17 protein-coding genes are annotated in these 22,590 nt (G+C 27.9%); 16 read left to right on the plus strand and 1 reads right to left on the minus strand.

Features of this window, described 5'->3' with window-relative positions; all coding sequences use genetic code 11:
• The first annotated feature begins 37 nt into the window (after window positions 1-37).
• The 15 genes from mutS (at window position 38) to BDU_RS04085 (ending at window position 19,753) form a co-directional block, all read left to right on the plus strand.
• Window positions 38-2,611: a DNA mismatch repair protein MutS gene (mutS, locus tag BDU_RS04015; protein ID WP_041177755.1), complete on the plus strand. Its 2,574-nt coding sequence runs from the start codon at window positions 38-40 to the stop codon at window positions 2,609-2,611.
• An 8-nt stretch (window positions 2,612-2,619) separates the two neighbouring features.
• A complete protein-coding gene (locus BDU_RS04020) occupies window positions 2,620-3,225 on the plus strand; it encodes an amidophosphoribosyltransferase (protein WP_012538537.1) in 606 nt (201 codons plus the stop codon).
• 113 nt (window positions 3,226-3,338) lie between these two features.
• Window positions 3,339-3,770, plus strand: a complete 432-nt coding sequence (rimP, locus tag BDU_RS04025; RefSeq protein ID WP_012538538.1) for a ribosome maturation factor RimP — start codon at window positions 3,339-3,341, stop codon at window positions 3,768-3,770.
• Between the two features lie 13 nt (window positions 3,771-3,783).
• Window positions 3,784-5,229 (plus strand): transcription termination factor NusA, encoded by a 1,446-nt coding sequence (gene nusA / locus BDU_RS04030; protein ID WP_038366651.1) that lies wholly within the window; start codon window positions 3,784-3,786, stop codon window positions 5,227-5,229.
• Window positions 5,230-5,233: 4 nt separating this feature from the next.
• A complete protein-coding gene (gene infB / locus BDU_RS04035; RefSeq protein ID WP_041177756.1) occupies window positions 5,234-7,849 on the plus strand; it encodes a translation initiation factor IF-2 in 2,616 nt (871 codons plus the stop codon).
• 19 nt (window positions 7,850-7,868) lie between these two features.
• On the plus strand, window positions 7,869-8,228 hold the full coding sequence (gene rbfA / locus BDU_RS04040) for a 30S ribosome-binding factor RbfA (protein WP_025400981.1): 360 nt from the start codon (window positions 7,869-7,871) through the stop codon (window positions 8,226-8,228).
• A gap of 9 nt (window positions 8,229-8,237) precedes the next feature.
• Window positions 8,238-9,083, plus strand: a complete 846-nt coding sequence (gene truB / locus BDU_RS04045) for a tRNA pseudouridine(55) synthase TruB (protein ID WP_012538542.1) — start codon at window positions 8,238-8,240, stop codon at window positions 9,081-9,083.
• A gap of 296 nt (window positions 9,084-9,379) precedes the next feature.
• On the plus strand, window positions 9,380-9,646 hold the full coding sequence (rpsO, locus tag BDU_RS04050; RefSeq protein WP_014696616.1) for a 30S ribosomal protein S15: 267 nt from the start codon (window positions 9,380-9,382) through the stop codon (window positions 9,644-9,646).
• A gap of 13 nt (window positions 9,647-9,659) precedes the next feature.
• A complete protein-coding gene (gene pnp / locus BDU_RS04055; RefSeq protein WP_012538544.1) occupies window positions 9,660-11,813 on the plus strand; it encodes a polyribonucleotide nucleotidyltransferase in 2,154 nt (717 codons plus the stop codon).
• A gap of 9 nt (window positions 11,814-11,822) precedes the next feature.
• Window positions 11,823-13,334: a hypothetical protein gene (locus BDU_RS04060; RefSeq protein WP_012538545.1), complete on the plus strand. Its 1,512-nt coding sequence runs from the start codon at window positions 11,823-11,825 to the stop codon at window positions 13,332-13,334.
• On the plus strand, window positions 13,309-14,598 hold the full coding sequence (locus BDU_RS04065) for an LptF/LptG family permease (RefSeq protein WP_012538546.1): 1,290 nt from the start codon (window positions 13,309-13,311) through the stop codon (window positions 14,596-14,598). Before BDU_RS04060 ends, BDU_RS04065 begins: the two co-directional genes overlap by 26 nt.
• Window positions 14,595-15,662, plus strand: coding sequence for an LptF/LptG family permease (locus BDU_RS04070; RefSeq protein WP_041177757.1), 1,068 nt, complete (start codon window positions 14,595-14,597; stop codon window positions 15,660-15,662). The genes BDU_RS04065 and BDU_RS04070 overlap by 4 nt, the downstream gene beginning before the upstream one ends.
• 17 nt (window positions 15,663-15,679) lie before the next feature.
• Window positions 15,680-16,807 carry a tRNA guanosine(34) transglycosylase Tgt gene (gene tgt / locus BDU_RS04075; RefSeq protein WP_012538548.1) on the plus strand — a complete coding sequence of 376 codons (1,128 nt, stop codon included), beginning with the start codon at window positions 15,680-15,682 and terminating at the stop codon, window positions 16,805-16,807.
• A complete protein-coding gene (gene murJ, locus BDU_RS04080; RefSeq protein ID WP_012538549.1) occupies window positions 16,800-18,323 on the plus strand; it encodes a murein biosynthesis integral membrane protein MurJ in 1,524 nt (507 codons plus the stop codon). Before tgt ends, murJ begins: the two co-directional genes overlap by 8 nt.
• Window positions 18,320-19,753: a HEAT repeat domain-containing protein gene (locus tag BDU_RS04085; RefSeq protein ID WP_012538550.1), complete on the plus strand. Its 1,434-nt coding sequence runs from the start codon at window positions 18,320-18,322 to the stop codon at window positions 19,751-19,753. Before murJ ends, BDU_RS04085 begins: the two co-directional genes overlap by 4 nt.
• Here the strand turns inward: BDU_RS04085 and coaBC are convergent.
• On the minus strand, window positions 19,747-20,922 hold the full coding sequence (gene coaBC / locus BDU_RS04090) for a bifunctional phosphopantothenoylcysteine decarboxylase/phosphopantothenate--cysteine ligase CoaBC (protein WP_041177797.1): 1,176 nt from the start codon (window positions 20,920-20,922) through the stop codon (window positions 19,747-19,749). The genes BDU_RS04085 and coaBC overlap by 7 nt on opposite strands.
• A 242-nt stretch (window positions 20,923-21,164) precedes the next feature.
• On the opposite strand from coaBC, the gene panF reads away from it, so the two are divergent.
• A complete protein-coding gene (panF, locus tag BDU_RS04095) occupies window positions 21,165-22,586 on the plus strand; it encodes a sodium/pantothenate symporter (RefSeq protein WP_012538552.1) in 1,422 nt (473 codons plus the stop codon).
• The last annotated feature ends 4 nt before the right edge of the window (window positions 22,587-22,590 follow it).

The raw sequence follows: 22,590 nt of genomic DNA on the forward strand, positions 1-22,590 counted from the left end.
TTTTAATAATATCAATTATAATTTGAGTGTTATCTATATGAAAAAAGATATTACGCCGATGATGAGGCAGTATTTAGATATTAAAGACAAATATAAAGATTCTATTCTATTTTTTAGGGTAGGTAGTTTTTATGAGATGTTTTTTGATGATGCTATAGAAGGGAGTAAGCTTTTAGGTTTAACTTTGACTAAAAGAGAAAATGTCCCTATGTGTGGGGTCCCTTGTCATACAAGCAGAGAATATATTAAAAAATTAATTTTGCTTGATAGGAAGGTTGCAATTTGTGAACAAGGATTGCAAACTGATCCTAAGGGTCCATTAGAAAGAGAAGTTGTTGAAGTTATAAGTCCTGGTGTTGTAATTGATGAGGATTTTTTACAAGATGATGTTAATAATTATTTGGTAGCTATTAGTGATTATAAAGATTATTATTCATTTTCTTATATAGATTTATCAACATCTAAGCTAGGGATTATTTTTTATAAAGGAAATTTTTTAGAAAAGTTAAGGCGTGATATTGAAAAATATTCTCCAAAGGAAATAATAGTTTCTGATGATTTTTACTATGAATATTTAGAAAAACTTGTTCTTGATCGATTTTTAGTTAATAAAGTTCCCAGTTGGCATTTAGATAAGGATATTGCTATTAAATCATTAAAGGAACATTTTAATATTGTTAGTTTAAGTGTTCTTGGTTTTACAGAGAGTGAGCCTTATTATATTTCATCTTTTTTAATAATAGATTATATAAAGAACAATTTAAAAAATTTATTGATCAATATTGATACGATTAATATTAATAATGATTCTGAGTATATGTTTCTTGATGATGTTACTCAGATAAATCTTGAACTTGTAAAAAATAATAATGATTTGACAGTTTGTTATTCTCTTTATTCGGTGTTAAATGATTGTAAAACACCAATGGGAAAGAGACTTTTAAGAGAGTATATATTAAATCCTCTCTTAGATATTGGTGCAATTAATAATAGATTATTTCATGTAGAATTTTTAAGTAATAATGTTAATTTAAGCATGCAATTGAGAGATATTCTTAGTGATGTTTGGGATATTGAGAGAATAATATCAAGACTTCAAATGAAAAAATATGTAAAAAAAGATTTTTTGTTTATTAAAGAAACTTTGCTGGCATTTTTTTCAGTGAAAGAATTGCTTAATGAATATTCTTTTAATTATTGGATATTTGATGTTAATGATGAAACCAGCATAATGGAAGTTTATTCTTTAATTGATAGTTCTATTTCAAATGAACAAGAAGAACTTATAAAACATGGGTATAATGTTAAGATTGATCGTTTGAGAGAGATTAAAAATAATGCAAGTAAATATATTGATGATTATCTTAATTTTGAGAGAGATTTTAATAAAATTAATAGTCTTAAGATCAAGAGAACTAACATTAAAGGTTTATTTTTTGAGGTTACAAAAAGTTATTATGGACAAGTTCCATCTCACTTTATAGAGAGTCAGAATTTAAATTCTGCTAAGAGATACAAAACTAACAAACTTATTGAACTTGAGCGAGATATTAATGATGCTGAAGATAATTTATTAGCTTTTGAGCAAGAAATTTTTGATGAGATAGCTTTAAGAGTTGTTAAATATAGTGTCATTATTAAAAAAATAGCTGAGTTTTTTGCGTATATCGATGTAATTGCAAATTTTGCATATTTGGCTAGAAAAAATGAATATGTAAGACCTATTTTGACAAATAATAAAGAAATTATTCTTGAGTGTGCTAGACATCCTGTTGTTGAGCATTATATGAGAGGAATTGAAGCTTTTACTAAAAATTCTGTCAAAATTAATAGTGAGAAATATTTTTGTTTGATTACGGGACCTAATATGGCAGGAAAATCAACTTATTTGCGTCAAACTGCGTTAATTGTTTTAATGAGTCATATTGGTTCTTTTGTGCCTGCTAGTAAGGCGATAATAGGGATTACAGATAAGATTTTTTGTAGAATAGGTGCAAGTGATAATATTTCTAAAGGTGAATCTACGTTTTTAGTAGAAATGAATGAGACGGCTAATATTTTAAGAAATGCAACTCAAAATAGTTTGATTATTATGGATGAAGTTGGTAGAGGTACTAGTACTAATGATGGACTTGCTATTGCATATTCGATTGTTGAATATATTTTAAAGCATATTAAGGCTAGGAGTTTATTTGCAACTCATTTTCATGAACTATCAGCTATTAATCATGATTCTTTTGTGAATCTTTCAATGAAAATAGAGCAACAAGGGGATGAACTTATTTTCTTAAGAGAAGTTGAAGAGAAACCGTCTCTTAATTCTTATGGAATTTATGTTGCTCAAATAGCTGGCATACCTTTAGAGGTTGTAAAAAGAGCTAATATTATTCTTAAGAGTTTGACTAGTCGAGAGCATTTTTGTGTATCTAATTTTGCTACTATGACTTCTGTTATTGATGAAAAATTACCAGAAAAAAGTTTAAATTATAAGTCTGAACTTAATGCTTATTTTGAACTGCAGAATTTTATCTCTCAAATAAATATTAATAGTATCACTCCTTTTCAAGCGATGAATCTGTTAAATGAAATAATATTAAAAATTAAAACTTAAAAATATTAATGTGGAATTGGACTGTTTTTAAAAGTATATTGCTTCCTTTTTGTTCTTATTGTCATGGAAATTATGTTTGTTTAAATTCCCTTTGCAAGCAGTGTATTACTTTTTTTCATTTTGATGTTAAGTTGAAAGATGATATTTGGTATTTTTTTGAATATAAAGATGAATATAAAAAATTAATTCTTGCTTATAAGAGTGATGGACAAAAATTACTTGGTAAATTTTTTGCAAATATGATTTTGCAATTTTTAATGAATATTGATTTTGATTTGGTTGTTAGTGTTCCTTGTAGTTTTAAAAGAAATGTTTTTTATGATTTTGATCATATGGAATATATTGGTAATTTCTTATCTAAGAAAGGGATAAATTATATCAATATTTTGAAACGAGATTTGGGGAGAAGTCAAAAGCTATTACGTGGAAATTTGAGATATACTAATTTAGAGAATAAGATTAAGTTAAGATCTAAATATAAACATATAAAATTTAAAAGAGTTGTGCTTATTGATGATATTGTGACAACCGGAACATCTATGACTTTTTGTGAAAATATCCTCATAAAGCATGGATTTTATCAGGTAATGAAACTGTCAATTGCTAGAGTTTAGTTGATGATTAGTATATTGACATTTGTTGACATTAATGCTACATTTGAGTTGGATTGATTATTTTATTTAATAAGGTTCTTTTAAAAAGAGCCTTATTCTTTTTAGGAATGTGATTGGTTAAAATTTCTGATAATAGTGAAATTTATGATTTAATAAAGGATGTAACCTATCTATTAGGAATCTCAATTATAGAAATTAATACTTTTAGAAGAAGAGATGAATTTAAAATACAGATAGTTCTTTATAAGAGTGATAATTTCAGTGTTGATATGCTTTGTGATTTACATAAAATGATTTTATTGAAATTGGAAGCGGTTCTTAAATATAATGTTAGTTTAGAAATCTCTACGCCTGGAATAAATAGAAAAATTAAGAGTGATAGAGAGTTTAAGATTTTTGAGGGTAAAAAAATTAAATTGATGTTAAACAATGATTTTGAAGAAGGTTTTATCTTAAGAGCAGAGAGGGATGGTTTTATTTTTAAAACGGAGTATAAGGAAGTAAAAATTCTTTATAGCAATGTTAAGAAGGCTAAATTGTCTTAAAGGAGTCTTGGATATGATAAAGGGTACTGGTCAAATGATTGCCAATATTGCTAGTGAGCGGGGAATGAGTATAGATGCTATTAGAAAGACGGTTAGAGAATCGGTAATAATAGCTTATAAGAAATACTTTGGAACAAGTGATAATGCTTTAATTAAGTTTGATGATAATACTGGGGACTTAATAGTTTATTCCAAAAAAAGGATTGTGGATGAAGTTAAAAATAATGTAATGGAGATATTAGTAGATGATGCTAAAACATTTGAAGTTGTAGATAATGAATATGTTTATGTTGAAATTAATCCTAAAATTTTTGATAGACTATCAATTCAGGTTGCTAAACAAAGAACTAAGAGTGATTTGCAGGGAATTGAGGATAATGAACTTTATTTAGAATTTAAGCATAAATTACATAAAATTGTTATTGGTTATGTTCAACAAAATAGAAATGGCGATCTTTATGTTAATCTTGGTAGTACAGATGGTGTTATTCCTAAGAAATATCAATCTCCAAGAGAGGTTTATAGTCTTAATGATAAAGTGCGAGTTCTTGTTTATAGTGTTAAAAAAGGAAGGAATGGGATAGAGGTAATTTTATCAAGAACCCATCCTAAATTTATTGAAGAATTACTTGCTCTTGAAATTCCTGAGATTGAAGAAGGGATTATTAAGATACATAAAATAGTAAGGGATCCAGGTTATAGGACTAAAGTTGCTGTTTATTCTGAGAAAGAAGAAGTTGATTCTGTAGGTCCTTGTATTGGACAAAAGGGAGTTAGAATTCAATCAATAATTAAAGAACTTGAAGGAGAAAAAATAGATATTATTCCTTATTCTAAAGATATTAAGGAGTTTATTAAGGATTCCTTAACTCCGGCTAAGATAGATAATGTGTATATTATTGATGAAGATTTGCATAAGGCATTAGTTGTTGTAAGTGATGATCAGCTTTCGCTTGCAATAGGTAAGATGGGACAAAATGTTAGACTTGCAAATAGACTTCTTGATTGGGCAATTGATGTTAAAACTAATAGTCAATTTGCTGAAATGAAGGCAAGTGGAGAGTTTAAGCAAGATACTTTTGAAATGTTTGACAAAATTATTCAGGATAATGTTCAGGAAGATGAATTTGAAGAGATAAATAAAATTAGTGAACTTAAAGTTCTTGATGATGATATTGTTGCCAAATTGATTCAAAGAGATCTTGATGATATCGATAATTTTTTGAATGCCAGCGAAGATAAGCTTTTTGAGTTAGGAATAACTTATGAAAAGCAAGAAGAGATAAATAAAATATTAAAAGAAGGAATGGTAATAATTTCTAATGACGATGAATCTGTTGAAGATGTGAAAGATGAGGAAGATTTACTTTGTCCTGAGTGTGGTGCTGTTATTAATGAAAATATGACTTTTTGTCCAGGTTGTAAGATAGGGCTTAGTTTTGAATTTGAAGAGGAGTAATAGTTTGTCAGAAAATATTGATGATGATCACAGTGAAGATGAAAAAAAAATTAAGGTTGTTAAATTACGAAAGAAGGTGGTAAAAGTTGTAGCTCATACTGATAAAAATTTGAATAGTTCTAGAGATGATTCTTTGAAATCTTCAAATTCATGGAATAAGCAATCTTCTGGTAAGGGATATTCGTATGATAATAAAGATAGGGGTGGTAGATCGTCTTCTTTTCATACAGATAATAGGGGTAATTCTGGGACTGTTCAACAGGGCAATAAGGGATATGTTCATAGGAACTCTACTTACAATAGAGATAGTAATAGTAGAGATAATAGAGGGTATTCTTATTCTAGAGGGGGAGGTATAAAATCTTCTTCTTTTCGTACTACGGATAATAAAGATAATTCTGGGGTGGTGCAACAAGGTAATAGAAGGTATTCTAATAGAAGCTCTACTTATAATAGAGATAATAGAGAACATTCTTATTCTAGAGGGGGAGGTATAAAATCTTCTTCTTTTCGTACTACGGATAATAAAGATAATTCTGGGGTGGTGCAACAAGGTAATAGGGTATATTCTAATAGAAACTATACTCATAATAGTAGGGATAATAGTAATAGTAGTAATAATAGTTCCCAGTCATTTAGAAGAGTAATTAGGACTAAGGTTGTCTCTAGTGCAACTATATCACCTCCTTCTGATTCTGATAATAAGGGTCTTCTTAATAGAAAACTTGGCGAAAAAAAGAAGCAACAACAGGAAAGCCAAAAAGTTTATAAAAGGAAGAAAGAGGAAATTGAGAGCAAAACAATAGAACAAAAAGTCTTTGAACAACTTCAGAAAAAGAAGAAAGAAAATTTGGCAAATCCAATTCCTAAGTCAATTGATATTATGGGTAGTATTACTGTTGCTGAACTTGCAAGAAAAATGAATTTAAAATCTTCGGATTTAATTGCTAAATTAATGACCTTAGGTGTAATGGCTACTATTAATGAAAAGATTGATTCTGATACTGCTACTATTTTGGTTGAAGAATATGGTTCAAGAGTTAATGTTGTTTCAATTTATGATGAAACAGTGATAGAGGCAGAGGAAGATGATGAGAGTAAAGAAGTTACAAAACCACCTGTCATTACAATAATGGGACATGTTGATCATGGAAAGACTAGACTTTTATCAGTGTTGCAGAATATTGATATCAATCAAACTGAATTTGGTGGGATTACTCAACATATTGGGGCTTATACTATTAATTATAATGAACATGAAATAACGTTTCTAGATACTCCAGGACATGAGGCTTTTACAATGATGAGAAGCAGGGGAGCACAGGTTACTGATATTGTTGTTCTTGTTGTCTCTGCTGTTGATGGAGTAATGCCACAGACTGTTGAGGCTATTAATCATGCAAAGGATGCAAATGTGCCTATCATAGTTGCGGTTAATAAAATTGATTTACCAGATTCAAATCTAGATAAGGTTAAGCATCAACTTTCAGAGTATGATTTGATACCTGAAGATTGGGGTGGGAATACAATTTTTGTTGCAATATCAGCTCTTAAAAATATTGGTATTACAGAACTTCTTGATATGATTATTTTGCAAGCCGAAGTAATGTCATTAAAAGCAAATCCAACCAAGAGGGCTGTTGGGAGAGTTCTTGATGCTAAGATTGATATGGGTAGAGGAGTGGTTTGCTCTGTTATAATTGAGGATGGAACTCTTTCTATAGGAGATTCTTTTGTTGGAGGAGTATATCATGGTAAAGTTAGGGCATTGATTAATGAACGAGGAGTATCTGTTAAGAGTATTGGTCCTGCAAAAGCAATTAGTGTTTTAGGTTTTTCATCAATTCCACAAGCCGGTGATCCATTTCAAGTTACAAAAACAGAAAAAGAAGCCAAATTAATTAGTTCTAAAAGGCAAGATCTTAAGAAATATGAAGATGCTAAAAATGTTAAAAAAGTTACCGTGTCAAATCTTTATGATTCAATTAAGGATGGGGAATTAAGAGAACTTAAGATAATTTTAAAAGCAGATGTGCAAGGTTCTGTTGAAGCTTTAAAGCATTCTCTTGAAAAATTGACTAATAATGAAATTAGAGTAAAAGTTATTCATTCTTCGGTAGGTGCAATAACAGAGACCGATATTAGTTTTGCAGCAGCGAGTGAGGCAGTTATTATTGGTTTTCATGTGCGGCCTACAGCAAAAGCACAATTTTTGGCTGATCAAGAAAAAGTTGAAATTAAAAAGTATAATATAATTTATGATGCAATTAATGATATTAAATCAGTTCTTGAAGGTATGTTAGAACCAGATATTGAACAGCAGTTTATTGGATTTGCTGAAGTTCGTGCTGTTATTAATATTCCTAAGGTTGGGGTAGTGGCTGGATGTTATGTGTCACAAGGATGCATAAAGCGTGATGCTGTAACTAATATCATGAGGGATGGATATCAAATACATTCTGGTAAAATTTCCTCATTAAGGAGATTTAAAGAGGATGTTAAGGAAGTTGGTGCTCAATATGAATGTGGTATTATGATTGATAATTATTCTAATATTAAAGAAGGTGATGTCATTGAGGCATTTGAAGTTAAGAAAGTGAAGAGACGTTTTGAGTCTTAATAATTGTTTGTGTTTATGTATGGAAAAAGCAATAAGAAAATCAAAACTTGAGAGTTTATTAGTTCAAGAGATTGGTAATTTGATAGTAACAAGATCAATTAAAGATCCTAGAGTGCATGAATTTTTGACTGTTGTAAGGGTTGAGATTGCAAATGATTTAATTAATACAAAAGTATTTGTTGGGTCTATTAAAGAAGGTGTATCTCTTGATAATGCTATTAAAGCATTGAATAATGCTAAGGGTTTTATTCAAAGAAAACTTGTTAAGCGTATTAAGGTGAGAAATACTCCTAAATTGAATTTTATAAGAGATGATACTATTTCTAAGGCTTTTTATGTTAATAAAATAATTGAAAATCTAAATTTTAGTGAAGAATAGTAAAAATTAATGGATGGGATTATTTTATTAAATAAGCTAGTTGGAATGACCTCTTATGAGGCTCTTTATCCTATAAAAAAATATTTCTCTACAAGTCGCATTGGACATACAGGTATTCTTGATAAATTTGCAAGTGGTCTTTTAGTTGTTCTGGTTGGTAAATATACTAAACTTTCAGGTTATATCACATCTTTAGATAAAGAGTATATATCAGAATTTGAGTTTGGTATTGAGACTGATACGCTTGATCCTAATGGTAAAATAGTAAATACAACAGATTATGTTCCCAATTTTAATGAAGTAGTTCTTGGTGTTAAGTCTTTAATAGGTGAGATTTTTCAGGTTCCACCTAAGTTTTCTTCAATTCATGTTAAAGGTCAAAGGGCTTACAAGCTTGCTCTTAGTGGAGAGTCTTTTGACTTGCAAGCTAGGAAGATAAATATATATGATATTGAAATTTTAGATTATAACATTGATTTTCGTATTTTAAAATTAAAGATCAAATGTTCTAAGGGTACTTATGTTAGAAGTATAGCAAGAGATTTAGGACGTGCTTTAGGATCATGTGCTTATGTAAAGAGCCTTAAGAGAACCCAAATTGGTGATTTTAAATTAGGTGATGCTTATTGTTTTGACAATCTTAATGATAACTCTTTACTTGGTATAGAATCTTTAAATTTTTTTGAGAAAATTTATGTTGATGATAGTATGATTAGGTTTATACAAAATGGTATTTATATAAATATTGCTATTAATGATGGCGAATTTAAAATTTTGAAGTCTCAGAATGAGAAAATATTAGCAGTAATTTGTGGTATTGGTTTAAATAAATATAGGTATATTATTATTTTTTAATATTTGATTTATAAATAATAATTGTTGATTTTATTATTTGATTACAAGATTATTGCTCTTTATTGCAGTACTTTAGATAAGTAAGATTGAAATAAAGTTTTTATAATATATTATTCTTTAGCGTTATTATTGATAATGAACTTGATTTAGTTAGATTTATGTAATTTTTAGCAAAAAAGTCTTTAGACTGTTTTTGTTATTTGAGTGAAAAAATATTATAATTGACTGATGAAGATTTTAATTATAGCAAGATGGTCTATTGTAGGCTTTGCTATGATGGTATAGGAGCCGTTTTTATGATTAGTAAAGAACAGAAACAAAAAATAATTACAGAGTTTGGAAAGAATTCGAATGATACAGGTTCAGTTGAAGTACAAATAGCGTTAATTACAGATAGAATAAGGTATTTAACAGAGCATTTGAAAAATAATAAGAAAGATCATAGCTCTAAGAGAGGTTTATTAAAGTTAGTTGGGCAGAGAAGAAGTTTATTGAGATATTATCAAAAAAAGAATTTGGAAGCTTATAGAACCTTAATATCTAAACTTGGACTTAGAAAGTAATAAGGGGTAGGTTTTGAGAAAAATTTTAAAATTGAAAATAGGCAGAGAAGATTTAATTTTAGAGACAGGTTTGTTAGCTAAGCAAGCAAATGGAGCAGTTCTTGCTACTTATGGTGGTTCTACTGTTCTTGCTACAGTCTGTTGTTCAGATTCAATTCGAGAAAATTTAGATTTTGTTCCTTTATCTGTTGAATATAATGAGAAATATTATGCTGCTGGAAAGATTCCTGGAGGTTTTATTAAAAGGGAAGGTAAGCCAAAAGATAAAGAAGTGCTTGTTTCTAGATTGATAGATAGACCTATGAGGCCACTTTTTGATAAAAGGTTTGGTAGGGAAATTCAGGTTGTTCCAACAACTTTGTCTACAGATCAAATGAATCCTCCTGATATTGTGGGGATGAATGCTGCTTTTACGGCTGTTTTTTTGTCAGACATTCCTTTTAATGGTCCTATTGCAGCTGTGAGGATAGCTTATTTAAATGATGAATTTATAGTAAATCCTTCTTTTGATGAGATACAAGATTCTGTTTTAGATATTGTTGTTGCTGGAAGTTTAGATGGAATTACAATGGTTGAGGGTGGTGCTAATGAAGTTAGTGAAGAAATTTTGCTTGATGCTATAGATAAGGCTTATGCTTATATTAAGCAAATTTGTGATTTACAAAAAGAATTTATATATTTAATAGGTGAGAGAGAAAAGTTACCACTTGCTTATGAGGAAAAGGTTTTTGAATTTAAGGATGATCTTAGAAGTCTAATTTATTCTGAACTTAAAGATGCGTGTTTTGTAAGGGGGAAACTTAATAGAGATAAAGCTATAAAGTTAGTTAAACAGAAAGCTTATGAACATTTTTCTTCTCTTGAGCAGATCAATGATGAAAATGAAATTCTTTTTTATAAAGCTTGTGATGATTTTGAACAAGAAATTGTTAGAAAATCAATCTTAGAGGATAATCTTAGAACCGATGGTCGTACTCCTACACAAATAAGAGATATTATTGCTGAAGTTGATCTTTTAAAGAGAACCCATGGTTCTGCTCTTTTTACAAGAGGTGAAACCCAGGCATTGGCTGTTACAACGCTAGGTACAAGTATTGATGAGCAAGTAATGGATGATATTGATGGTGATAAGCGTCTTAATTTTATGCTTCATTATAATTTTCCTCCATTTTCTGTTGGCGAGACAGGTAGACTTATGACAGGAAGACGTGAAATTGGACATGGGCATTTAGCTCAAAGATCCCTTGAAGCTATGTTACCTAAAAAAGATGATTTTCCATATACCATTAGAGTGGTATCTGAAGTATTAGAATCAAATGGTTCATCATCAATGGCAACCGTGTGTTCTGGAAGTATGTCTTTAATGGCTGCTGGAGTTCCTGTTAAAGAACAAGTTGCAGGGATAGCTATGGGACTTATTAGTAATGATGATAAATATGTTATTTTGAGTGATATTCTTGGAGAAGAAGACCATTTAGGTGATATGGATTTTAAAGTCGCAGGAACCAAAAATGGGATTACTGGTTTTCAGATGGACATTAAAATTTCAAATGTTACAAAACAATTAATGAGAGATGCTCTTGAACAGGCACGAATTGGAAGAATGCATATTTTATCTATTATGGATTCTGTTATTTCAAGTTCAAGAGGTGATATATCTGTTAATGCGCCTAAAATCGTTCAATTGCAAATTGATATTGATAAAATTTCTCTTGTGATTGGCTCTACTGGTAAGACGGTTAAAGCAATTACAGATGAATTTGAAGTTAGAGTTCAAATTGAACAAGATGGTAGAATTACTCTTTTTGGAACTGATAATTTAAAGATGCAAAAAGCTAAGGCAAAAATAGAGAGTATTGTTAGGGAACCTAAGGTTGGTGAAATTTATGATGGCATTGTGAAAAAAATTAACAGTTTTGGAGCTTTCATTGAACTTACTCCTACTAAGGAAGGGTTTTTGAGTAATAGGTCAAGATCTAGAGATGATAGGTATGGTAGTGATATTAGGCATTCTAGGTATAGTAATAGAAATTCTAGATATGGGAGAGATAATAGAAGTAGCTTTAGTATGCGTTTCCCAAGATTAGAAGAAGGGCAGATAGTTAAAGTTAGAATATCTGATATTGATAAATTTGGAAAAATTGAACTTGAATTAGCTAGAGATTAATAGGATATTATGGTATTTGTAAATCACATAAACATTATTTTTTTAAGTTTGTTTTTATTTGTGTCATGTCTTACTAATGAAAATATTAAAATTTCTCTTGAGAAAGGTGGTGTTGAAATTTCTTTTGATTTGATGGTTGATAATAAAGATTCGAATATTGATGACTTAGAGATTGAGGAGAGGGATTATTTATTGGGACTTAGAGATAATGAATCTTTCTTTTTGAGTGATGCTTTTTTACAAGAAGAGAATTCTTATTTTAAAAGTGCTAGGGAGAGTTATGCTAAACAAGATTTTGGTGCAGCCAGTTACTATTTGAATAAAATAGTAACTGATGAAAAAAATTATCCTAAAGAATTAGTTGCAAAGGCAAATTTATTTTTTGGATATTTAAATTATAGTATGGGAATTTATGATCTCTCTGAATATAATTTTGATAATTTTTTAAAAAATTATAAATATTCTCATGCGAGTCTTAGAGTTGCTGAACTTAAATATTTTGTTAAGGATAGATTAGGTGCAATATCTGCATTGAAAGAGGTTGATCAGACTTCTCTTAATTCGGATTATGATCTTGGAATTTATAACTTTTTAAATAATAAGTTTGGAATAAATTATTTAAATTTAGAGACTTTGGGATTTTTAGATAATAGTATTTTTGATATGTTTGTTTTCGAAAATAATGTTTTTGTTGCAAATATATTTGGTGGTCTTTTACGATATGATATTAAAAATAATGAATATAAAGTTTATATTAAAGATAAGAAAAGTATTTTTTTAAATGGTCTTAAAGGTTTTACAGAGCATAGAGGTTCTATATATATTGGCGGCAATAATGTTCTTTATTATATTGATGATTTGGAAGGGTCTGTTAAACAAGTTGAAAAACCTTTACAAATTAATTTAGGTAGTATACAGGTTTTGCTAGGTGCTAAAGATGGCATTTTTGTTGGGACTCTAGATTCTGGATTATGGTTTTATTCTGATAGAGGGGAGTGGACTTATATTAAGCTTAATTCTAATAGAATTTCATCATTATATTTAGATGAGGAAAAAAATTTGTTATTTGTTGGAACAATGAATAAATCTATTTATAGCGTTGATCTAACCGATTTTAATAATGTTAAACATTTAAATTTTTTTAGTAAACTGGAGAGTGAAAAAAATATTAATTTTATCAAAAAGTATAATAATTATTATTATATTGGAACTTATGGTGGTGGGCTCTTTAGACTCAATTTAGATAATCATACTTATATAAGATATGACATTAATAATGATTCTAGCATTGGATATTTTCTTGATATGGAAATTAGGGATAATAAACTATTATTTGCAACTTTTGAGCATGGTTTATTAATTTATGATACGATGAGTGATAGTTGGGATTATTTAGGTCCTGGTGATGGGCTTATTAGTTTAAATTTAATCAAGATTTTAAATTTTGATGATTATGTTATACTTGGGACTTTAAATAATGGTTTGGTTTTTATAAATGAGAGTATTAAAAAACAATTATGAATCTTATATAATTACTGAATTTTGCAAGTATTTTTTTATTACTTTTTTGTTTTTTCTTTTTGTGTTTTTCATAAATCAAATACTTTTTTTTATGAGAATACTTCTTCAAAACTATGTGCCATTTTTTAAAGCTTTTATTTTTGTTATATACTCGCTTCCTATGGTAGTTGCTTTATCTCCACCTTTTGCAGCATTGCTTTCTGTGATACTTACTATTTATAGATTTAAACTTAATAATGAAATTTTGGCTTTTAGATCAATTGGAATATCTATTAGTAATTTATTGACTCCTTTTTTAAAATTGGGAGTAATTATTGCATTAGTTTCTTTTATTCTTAATGATTTTTTACTGCCTCTTGGATCTATTGGTAGATTGAAAATTTTTAATGATATTAAAGAAGAAATACCTCATTTAATATTGAAACCTTATTCAAGTAAGCAATATGGAGATTTGATATTTGTATCGGGGGAGAAATCTGAAACAGGTTATAAAAATGTGACTTTTTTTGATAATACTAGACTTAAAGGTTATGACAGAATATTTATGGCAAAAGAACTCAATATTCAAAAGGAAAATCATCAAGTATATTTTATTTTAAATAATGTTTTGTCAATTGCTCTAACAGAAGATGAAAAGGGCTTTTATGATTATTTTTATGCTGATCGTATGAAATATTCAATAGATCAAGTTACTTTTAGTGATGGTTGGGTGTTAACTTATGTTCCCCCATCTCAGATGAGTATGAGAGATGTTTTTAAACTTGTTGTCAGACAAAGTAAATTAGTTGAAGAATTAAATACAAAAAATTATTTGGAAGAAGATCTTTTAAATATGAATTTTGCAAATATTTATTTAAATTATTTATATGATAAGAATAATATTTTTGATGAGAATTCTATTATTGAAAATTTAAATTATGTTTATAATTTGAGTGTAAATTATGCTCCTTATGAAGATCTTATTGCCAATAGAAGTTATGCTTTTTTTTATTTGGAATTTTATCAAAAGATTAGTTTGCCATTATCTGTTTTATTTTTTATTTTTTTAGCTTTTGGCATGGGTATGTATTCAAATAAAAAATATTCTATTATCCTTGAACTTGTTATTTCAATTCTTATTTGTGTTTTCTATTGGGCGATGTTTATGGGTGGAAAGGTGTATACAGTTCAACATGCTCCAAACCCTATTCTTGTTATTATCTTGCCAAATATTCTTTTAATGGTTGCAGGTTTAATACTATTTTTGAGACTTCTAAAGAGATGAAAGTAGATAAAATTTTTGTAAATAACATATTACTGACTTTTTTATTTATGAATTTTCTTTTTGTAATCTTAATTGTGCTTTTTGATTTATTAACTAACCTTTTAAATTATCTTGAACATAATCTTAGTATTAATGATATTATTTATATTTATTATCTTTACTTACCCAAATGTTTTTCAGATGGTGTAGCTTTATCTTTTCTTTTTGCTGTTTCTAATCTTCTTGGTAATCTTTCAATGAGAAATGAAATTATAGGTCTCTTTAGTTGTGGTATTTCGATTGCTAGAATATTGAGATCAATAATTATGCTTAGTGTTTTTGTTTCAGTGATACTCTTTTTTTTTGATAATTATTTAGTTGTAGATACTGTTGCAGAAAGAGATGCATTCCTTAAAAATAATATTGGTAATCAAGGTGCAAATGATAGAAATATAATTATTAAGGATTTTGCAAGAGAAATTTATAATATTAAACGTTTTGATGTTGAAACTCATATTATTACTAATTTGATGATTATTTTGAAAGATCAAGATGATAATTTTAAAAAAAGATATGATATCAGTAAAGCTGAGTGGGTTGATTCTAAGTGGATGCTTTATGGTGTTAGAGAATTTTATAAAGTAGAATTAGATGTTATAGAAAAATTTTATGAAGTTCTTGATGGAGAGAATATTGTAAATTTAGAGCCAGGATATATTAAAATAATTATGCTTTCTTCCAAAACATTGAATTTTTCAAAGCTTGTTACTTGGATTGGAGATTTAATAAAAGAAAATTTAAATTATTCTGATGCGTTATTTGATTTATTGAATAGAATATTTTTTTCATTTAGATTAATATTACTAAGTTTTACTGTGAGTTTTGTGAGTCTTTTTTTGAAGAAAAATATTTTTATATGGAGTTTATTAAATAGTATTGCATTTGCAGTTGTATATGTTATTTCAATTATGGTCTTTAATTTTTTAGCAGATCTTGGTTATTTATCCATATTTATTGCAAGTTCATTACCTACTATTTTGTTTATTATTATTAATTTTGTTATTTATAATCTTATATGTAAATAATAGGGTTTAAGGATTTTATGTTTAATATTATCAAAAATGATAAAAATTCTAATGCAAGACTTGGTATACTTGAACTTCCTCATGGGAATGTTGCAACGCCATGTTTTATGCCGGTTGGTACTTTGGGTGTTATGAAGGCTTTAAAGCATGATGTGCTTGAAAAATTGGGATGTGATTTAATGCTTGCAAATACTTATCACTTGTATTTAAGACCTGGTATTGATGTAATAAAAAAATATGGAAATTTGCATAATTTTACGACTTGGAATAAAAATTTTTTGACAGATTCTGGAGGTTTTCAAGTTTTCTCTTTATCTAATTTTAGAAAAATTGAGGATGAAGGGGTAGATTTTAAATCTCATATTGATGGGTCTAGACACTATTTTACACCTGAGAGTGTATTTAGTATGCAAGAGACTTTTGAGAGTGATATTATTATGGCTCTTGATATTTGTAGTCCTTATGGTATTGATTATGATGAGGCAAGTTTGTATACAAATATTACAACTTCTTGGGCTCGTCGTACATTGTGTGCTTATAAAAATAGAAAAGAGGGGTATGAGGGTCTTTTATTTTTAATAACGCAGGGTAATTTTTTTAAAGATCTAAGAAAAAGAAGCACTGAATCAATTTTGGAATTAAATAGTCCTGGTATTGCGATTGGTGGGATATCTGTTGGGGAACCAAGAGATAGATATTTAGAAATTCTTGAATATAATTCTTCACTAATACCTAAAGATAAACCAAAGTACGTAATGGGTATTGGTACTCCTCATTATATATTAGATGCAATATATAATGGGATTGATATTTTTGATTGTGTTAATCCTACAAGAATTGCTAGACATGGTTCACTTTTGACTGATAATGGAATACTTCGTATTAATCGAGCTGAATTTCGTTTTGATACTTGTTCTGTTGAAAGAGAATGTTCTTGTACGTTATGTACGAGATATTCAAGGGGATATTTAAGGCATTTATTTAAATCAGAAGAAGCACTTGGAGTTATGTTAGCTAGTGAGCACAACATTCATTATATGTTTAGACTAATTAACAAGGCTAAAAATGCAATTATGAATGATAATTTTGTAAAATTTAGAAAGCTTTATTTGGATAAGTATGATGAAGGTAATTTGAATGAGTAGAGATGTTATTTCAACAGTTGTTGTTATGATTGCAATTTTTTTTTCTCGTGTAATGGGTTTTATTAAGATAAAAGTGTTTTCTTATTATTTTGGTGCAAATATTGAAGCAGATATTTTTAATTATGTTTTTAATATTCCCAATAATTTGAGAAAGATCATATCTGAGGGTGCTATGACTTCAGCTTTTATGCCTGAATTTACTCATGAAAAACAGAAATCTGATAGGCATGCTATTGTTTTTTTTAGGCGGGTTATCACTTTTAATATTATAATTATTAGTTTTATTATTTGTGTTATGGTTTTTTTTTCTAAGCAAATTATGTATTTAGTATCTTCTTACAGAGATAGTAATTTGGATTTAGCCAGTTATATATTTAATTATTTAATACTCTATATATTGCTAATAAGTTTGTCATCTATATTTGCATCGGTTTTAAATTCTTATAAAGTTTTTTTTATACCGTCTTTTTCTCCTGTTATGCTTTCTTGTAGCATTATATTAAGCATATATTTTTTTTATAGCCAATATGGTATATATAGTGCTGTTATTGGGGTTATTGTTGGTGGGATTTTACAGTTTCTAATTCAGATGATAAATTGTATTTGTATTGGTCTTATATATAGACCAATATTGAATTTTAATGATTCTTCATTTTTAATGTTTTTAAAGAGATGGTCGCATATGATTTTATCAGCCTTATTTGCAATTATTACTCAACAAGTTTCATTTGCTCTAGCATCAACCTTGGATATTGGAAGTGTTTCTGTTTTAAGTAATGCAATTGTTTATTATCAGCTTCCTGTGGGGATTTTTTATGTCTCGATTGCTACGGTTATTTTTCCTAAGATGTCTGAATATGCTTCTTTGGGTGATAAAGAACGTTTGAATGCAATTTTTAATCAGGGAATTAATATGTTAATTTTTCTTTTAGTTCCAATGTCTTTTTTAATGTATGTTTGGGCTGCTCCTATTTTGAATTTATTACTTACAGGTGGTAAATTTTCTGTATATGATACTCAAAGGACCGTTGGTGTGCTGCAATATTTTTTATTAGGATTATTATTTTCTTCAATTTTTGGATTATTTCAAAAATATTATTTTGCAATACGTAATTCCAAAATACCATTATATTTTAATCTTCTTTTTTCTATTATTGATATTATTATTTCAGTTTTTGGTATTAAGTATTATCAAACGGTAAATGTTTTGCCTATTGCGCAATCAGTTTCTTTTATTATATGCATTATTATTTTTTATTTTATTGGGTTGAGGCATGACATGAATCTTGAACTTAATAAAAGCATAATAGTTTTTATTAAGTCATTTATTTCTATTATTCCTTTATATTTATTTTATTTTTTTTTAAAAAATTTGAAGTGGGATATAGGATTTAGTTTTAATAATTTTTACTTATTAAGCGTTATAGGCATAGTTAACATTATTATTTTGATATTATGTTATTATTTGCTTGGTGTTATTAGGGTTTTTAAATTTATTAGTAGGGATATTACATGATATATTTACGGTTTATTCTTTTATTTTGTATTATTATTATTAATGCTTTTTCTGTGAATAAGTCACCAGCATTGTCAAATAGGTCTTTATTGCCTTTAAGGCCTGAAACTAAAATAAATGAAGATAAAGTAAAAGATGCTTTAGAGAGTGATTCATCTAAAAAGTCTACGTCTAGAGATATTGATTTGAATATAAAGCAGGTAAATGATGTTATTTCCTATGGACTTGATGTTCAGGTTATTGAAATTATTGATAGTCTTAAAAAATCAGGTGATGGGGAATACAATGCTTTACTTGAAAAGAGATTACAAAAAACTTTTAATATTGATCTTAAACGGGCAATTCTTGACTTATTTTTGTCACTTCAGTATGAAGGTGGTATTGATGCTTCAAATGATATTCTTAATAATTATGAAAGTAATAGATATCCTAATGATTTGATTAATTTGGCAATTTTATATCTTAAAAAGTTAGGTGATAAGAATGACTTAAAGAAAACTCTTATTGATATTCTTGAAAATAAAGAAGGAAATATTGTAGCTATTGCTGCTTATTATCTTGGTGAACTTTCTTCCCCTGAGTATTCTAGAGAGATGATGAATGTTTACGATAAGTATTCTAATAATGATGGTGTTAAATCAGCAATACTGATTGCTCTTGGTAAATCTAATGTTATTGATTATGCAGACAGATTTTATGAAATTTCTATTGATAGTTATGAAAATCCGTCCATTAAGGCTTCAGCTATTAAAGCATTATCATATCTTGCTCCTGAGAAAATAACAGAAAATGCCCATCTATATCTTCAAAATAATAATAATAATCACAATATTAAGCTTGCTATTATAGAAGCACTTTCAAGAGATGTGTCTTTAAAATCAAAAGATATTTTGCATGATTTTTTAAGAGATTCTGATGCAAACATTAGAATTCGTGCTGTTGAGGCTATTAAGGAGCATAATGATATTGATTCAAAAGAGGTGTTAATTTATAAAATAAAAAGTGATCCTTCTTCAAAAGTTAGAGAAGCTTCTGGTAAAGCGTTAGTGGATATGGGTTCTGGTTATGAGGCTATACAAAAAATAGTGTTTGATTTTTCTGTTGAGAGTAACTTTAAGTTTATTGTTTTTAGTTATCTTCTAGATAAAGATATACATTCTGCTCGTTCTATTGCTTTAGATCTTTTGAATAAAGAAAATATTAATAAACCTTCAAAATTTCTTGTAAATATTGCTATGTTATTTGCATCTAAGAAGGGTAATTTTGATGATTTTTATTCTAAAATTATTGAGAGTCAAAATATGAATTTAATGAATCTTGCAATTAAGGGAGCTGTTTATAATAAATCAGCATTACTTTTAGATAGACTTAAAGAAATTAAAAAAACAACTAATTCAGAATATTTAAAAAAGCTTTTAGTAAATTATTGATATAAAATTTTTAAGATTTCTATTGCTGTTTCTTTTTTTGACATTTCTGGAAATTTTTCAACTTTATCTTTATTTATTATGTAAATTTTATTTACATTTGATCCAAAATATTTTAAGTCATTTGCAATAATATAGTCTAAATTTTTTGTTTCTAATTTTTCTCTGGCTTTTTTTATTAAAATTTCATCTTTTTGAGCGCAAAATCCGATGACAATTTGGTTTTTAGTTTTGTTTTTTCCTATGTGTTCAATTATGTCTAAGTTTTTGACCAATTTAATATTAAGTTCTTCTATATTATTTTTTTCAATTTTAGTTTTATAAATTTTATCAGGTCTAAAGTCTGCTACAGCAGCGGTTCCAATTATTATGTCAAATTCTTTGTATATGTCTATTGTTGCCTTGTACATTTCTGCTGCTGTTTTTATTCTAATGACATTTATTCCATAAGGTGTTTCTTCATTGCTTGGCCCTGTAATGATTGTAACATTGGCTCCAAGATTTTGTGCTTCAATACCTATATTGAAACCCATTTGTCCTGTTGATTTATTAGAAAAATAACGAATAGGATCTAATTCTTCTTCGGTTCTTGAAGCAGTTATTAATATTTTTTTGTTTTTTAATGGTAATTTTGTCATGGGTGAATTTGATATGATACTTAAAATATCATTTTCGTTTTTAAGGCGTCCAATAGCATTTAAAGAACATGCCAAAAAACCTTTATCGGGTTCAATAAATTTGTAATTGTATTTTTGTAATTTTTTAATGTTTTCTTGTAAAATGGGATTTTGATACATTATGTTGTTCATTGCTATTGCAAAATAAGTTGGTGCTTTACTTGCGGATAATACTATGCTTAAAATATCATCAGCAATTCCAGCTGCAATTTTAGAGATAAAATTATATGTTGCTGGAATAATTAATATTAAATCAGCCCATCTTGCTAAGTTTATGTGTTCTACTTCTTCATGATTGGTATTCCACAGGTTTGTAATAACTTTACTCTTAGAAAGAGTTTCTAGTGTGAGGGGTGTAATGAATTTAGTTGCATTTTCTGTCATTATGACCTTAACGTTATATCCCATTTTAATTAAATTTGAGATAATATAAGCTGCTTTATAAGCTGCGATTCCCCCGCATACTCCTATTAATATATTTTTGTGTTTTTTCATATTTATTTTATAGAATATTATATAATTGTATTTAATATTTTTAAAAGGATTTTTATTGATAAATAAAGTATTTTTTGCAAGTGTCATATATTTATTTTTATTTGTCTGGTGGTGTATTGCATCTTGTTTATCTTATTTTTTTATTGCTATATTTAATATTCCTATTTGGTTTTTATTATTATGTATTTTTTTTCCTCTTCTTAGTTTTTTATTGGTATGTATTTTTGTAATTATTTTTAGAAATGACTAAGGCATGTGTTTTATTTTTTGTTTTTTTAGTTTTATATTGTTTGTATGGTTTTTTGTTTCGAGGGAAAAAAGAGGAAAAAGTATTTTTACGTGATTATTTTCTTGCAAATCGCGGTTTGAATTTTTTTGTAATGGCATTGGTTGTTGCATCTACTTATGTTAGTGCTAGCAGTTTTATTTCAGGACCTTCGGCTGTTTATAGATATGGATTGTCTTTTATATTCTTAGCAGTTATTCAAATTCCTACAAGTTTAATTTCATTTGTTATTGTTGGAGAGAAATTAAACTTGGAGTCTAAAAAAATTAATGCTATAAATATTATTGATTATATTGGGTATAGATATTTTAGTCGTTCTTTAGTTGTAATTAGTAGTGTTATATTAATTTTTTTTTCTTTGTTTTTAATTTCGGCTCAACTTATGGGAGGAGCTAAACTTTTAGAGGTTTTTTTTCAAATTAATTATATTGATTCTCTTATTTGCTTTGCTCTCTTTGTTTTTTTATATGTGTGTTTTGGTGGATTTAAGATGATAGCATATATGGATTTGATACAGGGAATTTTAATGGTCATATCATCTGTGTTATTATTTGCAAAATTAATTGATTTGGGCGATGGGATTGGTGATCTTTTTAGGATGGCTCAGTTAGGACTGAGGGAGGATTTATTATTACCATCAAATTTGGATTTAAAAATAGGCTATATAATTTCTTTTTGGATATTAATAGGAGTTGGGATGTTGGGATTGCCACAATTTGTTAATAATTTTATAGCCTTTAAAGATGTAAAAGCAATTAGATATTCTCTTCCTATTGTTACTTTTATGATAGGGTTTTTAATTGTTATTATGCATTTAATAGGTTTTTTTTCACTTGTTATTTTTCCTAACTTAGCGGCAAATGATAAAGTTATTTTGGATATAGCATTAAAAGTGTTAAATCCCCATGTATTTATATTTTTTTTTGTAGGACTTGTGTCAGCTATAATGTCTACAATAGATTCAGGACTTCTTTTAATGTCTTCTACTTTAGTTAAGGTAATATTGTTACTAAGTAAAAATATTGGTGATAAAATAGGAGTTAAAAGGATTACCATTATTTCTAATGTTTGTTTTATGTCAATAATAGTTTGGTTATCTTTAACTCCACCTGATTTTTTGTTTTTTGTAAATATTTTTGCGATTGGAGCTTTGGAAGTTTCATTTTTTTCTATTATTGTTTTTGGTCTTTATTTTAATTTTGTAAGTAAGATATCAGCTTTTATTTCTCAGTTTGCAGGGCTTTTGAGTTATTTGTTGATAATTTTTTGTGATAAAGCAAGTATATATGATGTTCATCCTATTGTTCCTTCATTTTTTATTTCGATATGTTCATTTTTGATAGTTAATTTTATTTGTAAAAAATGTAGTAAAATTTAGTTGT

The sequence above is a fragment of the Borrelia duttonii Ly genome (genome assembly GCF_000019685.1).
GTDB classification, from domain to species: domain Bacteria; phylum Spirochaetota; class Spirochaetia; order Borreliales; family Borreliaceae; genus Borrelia; species Borrelia duttonii.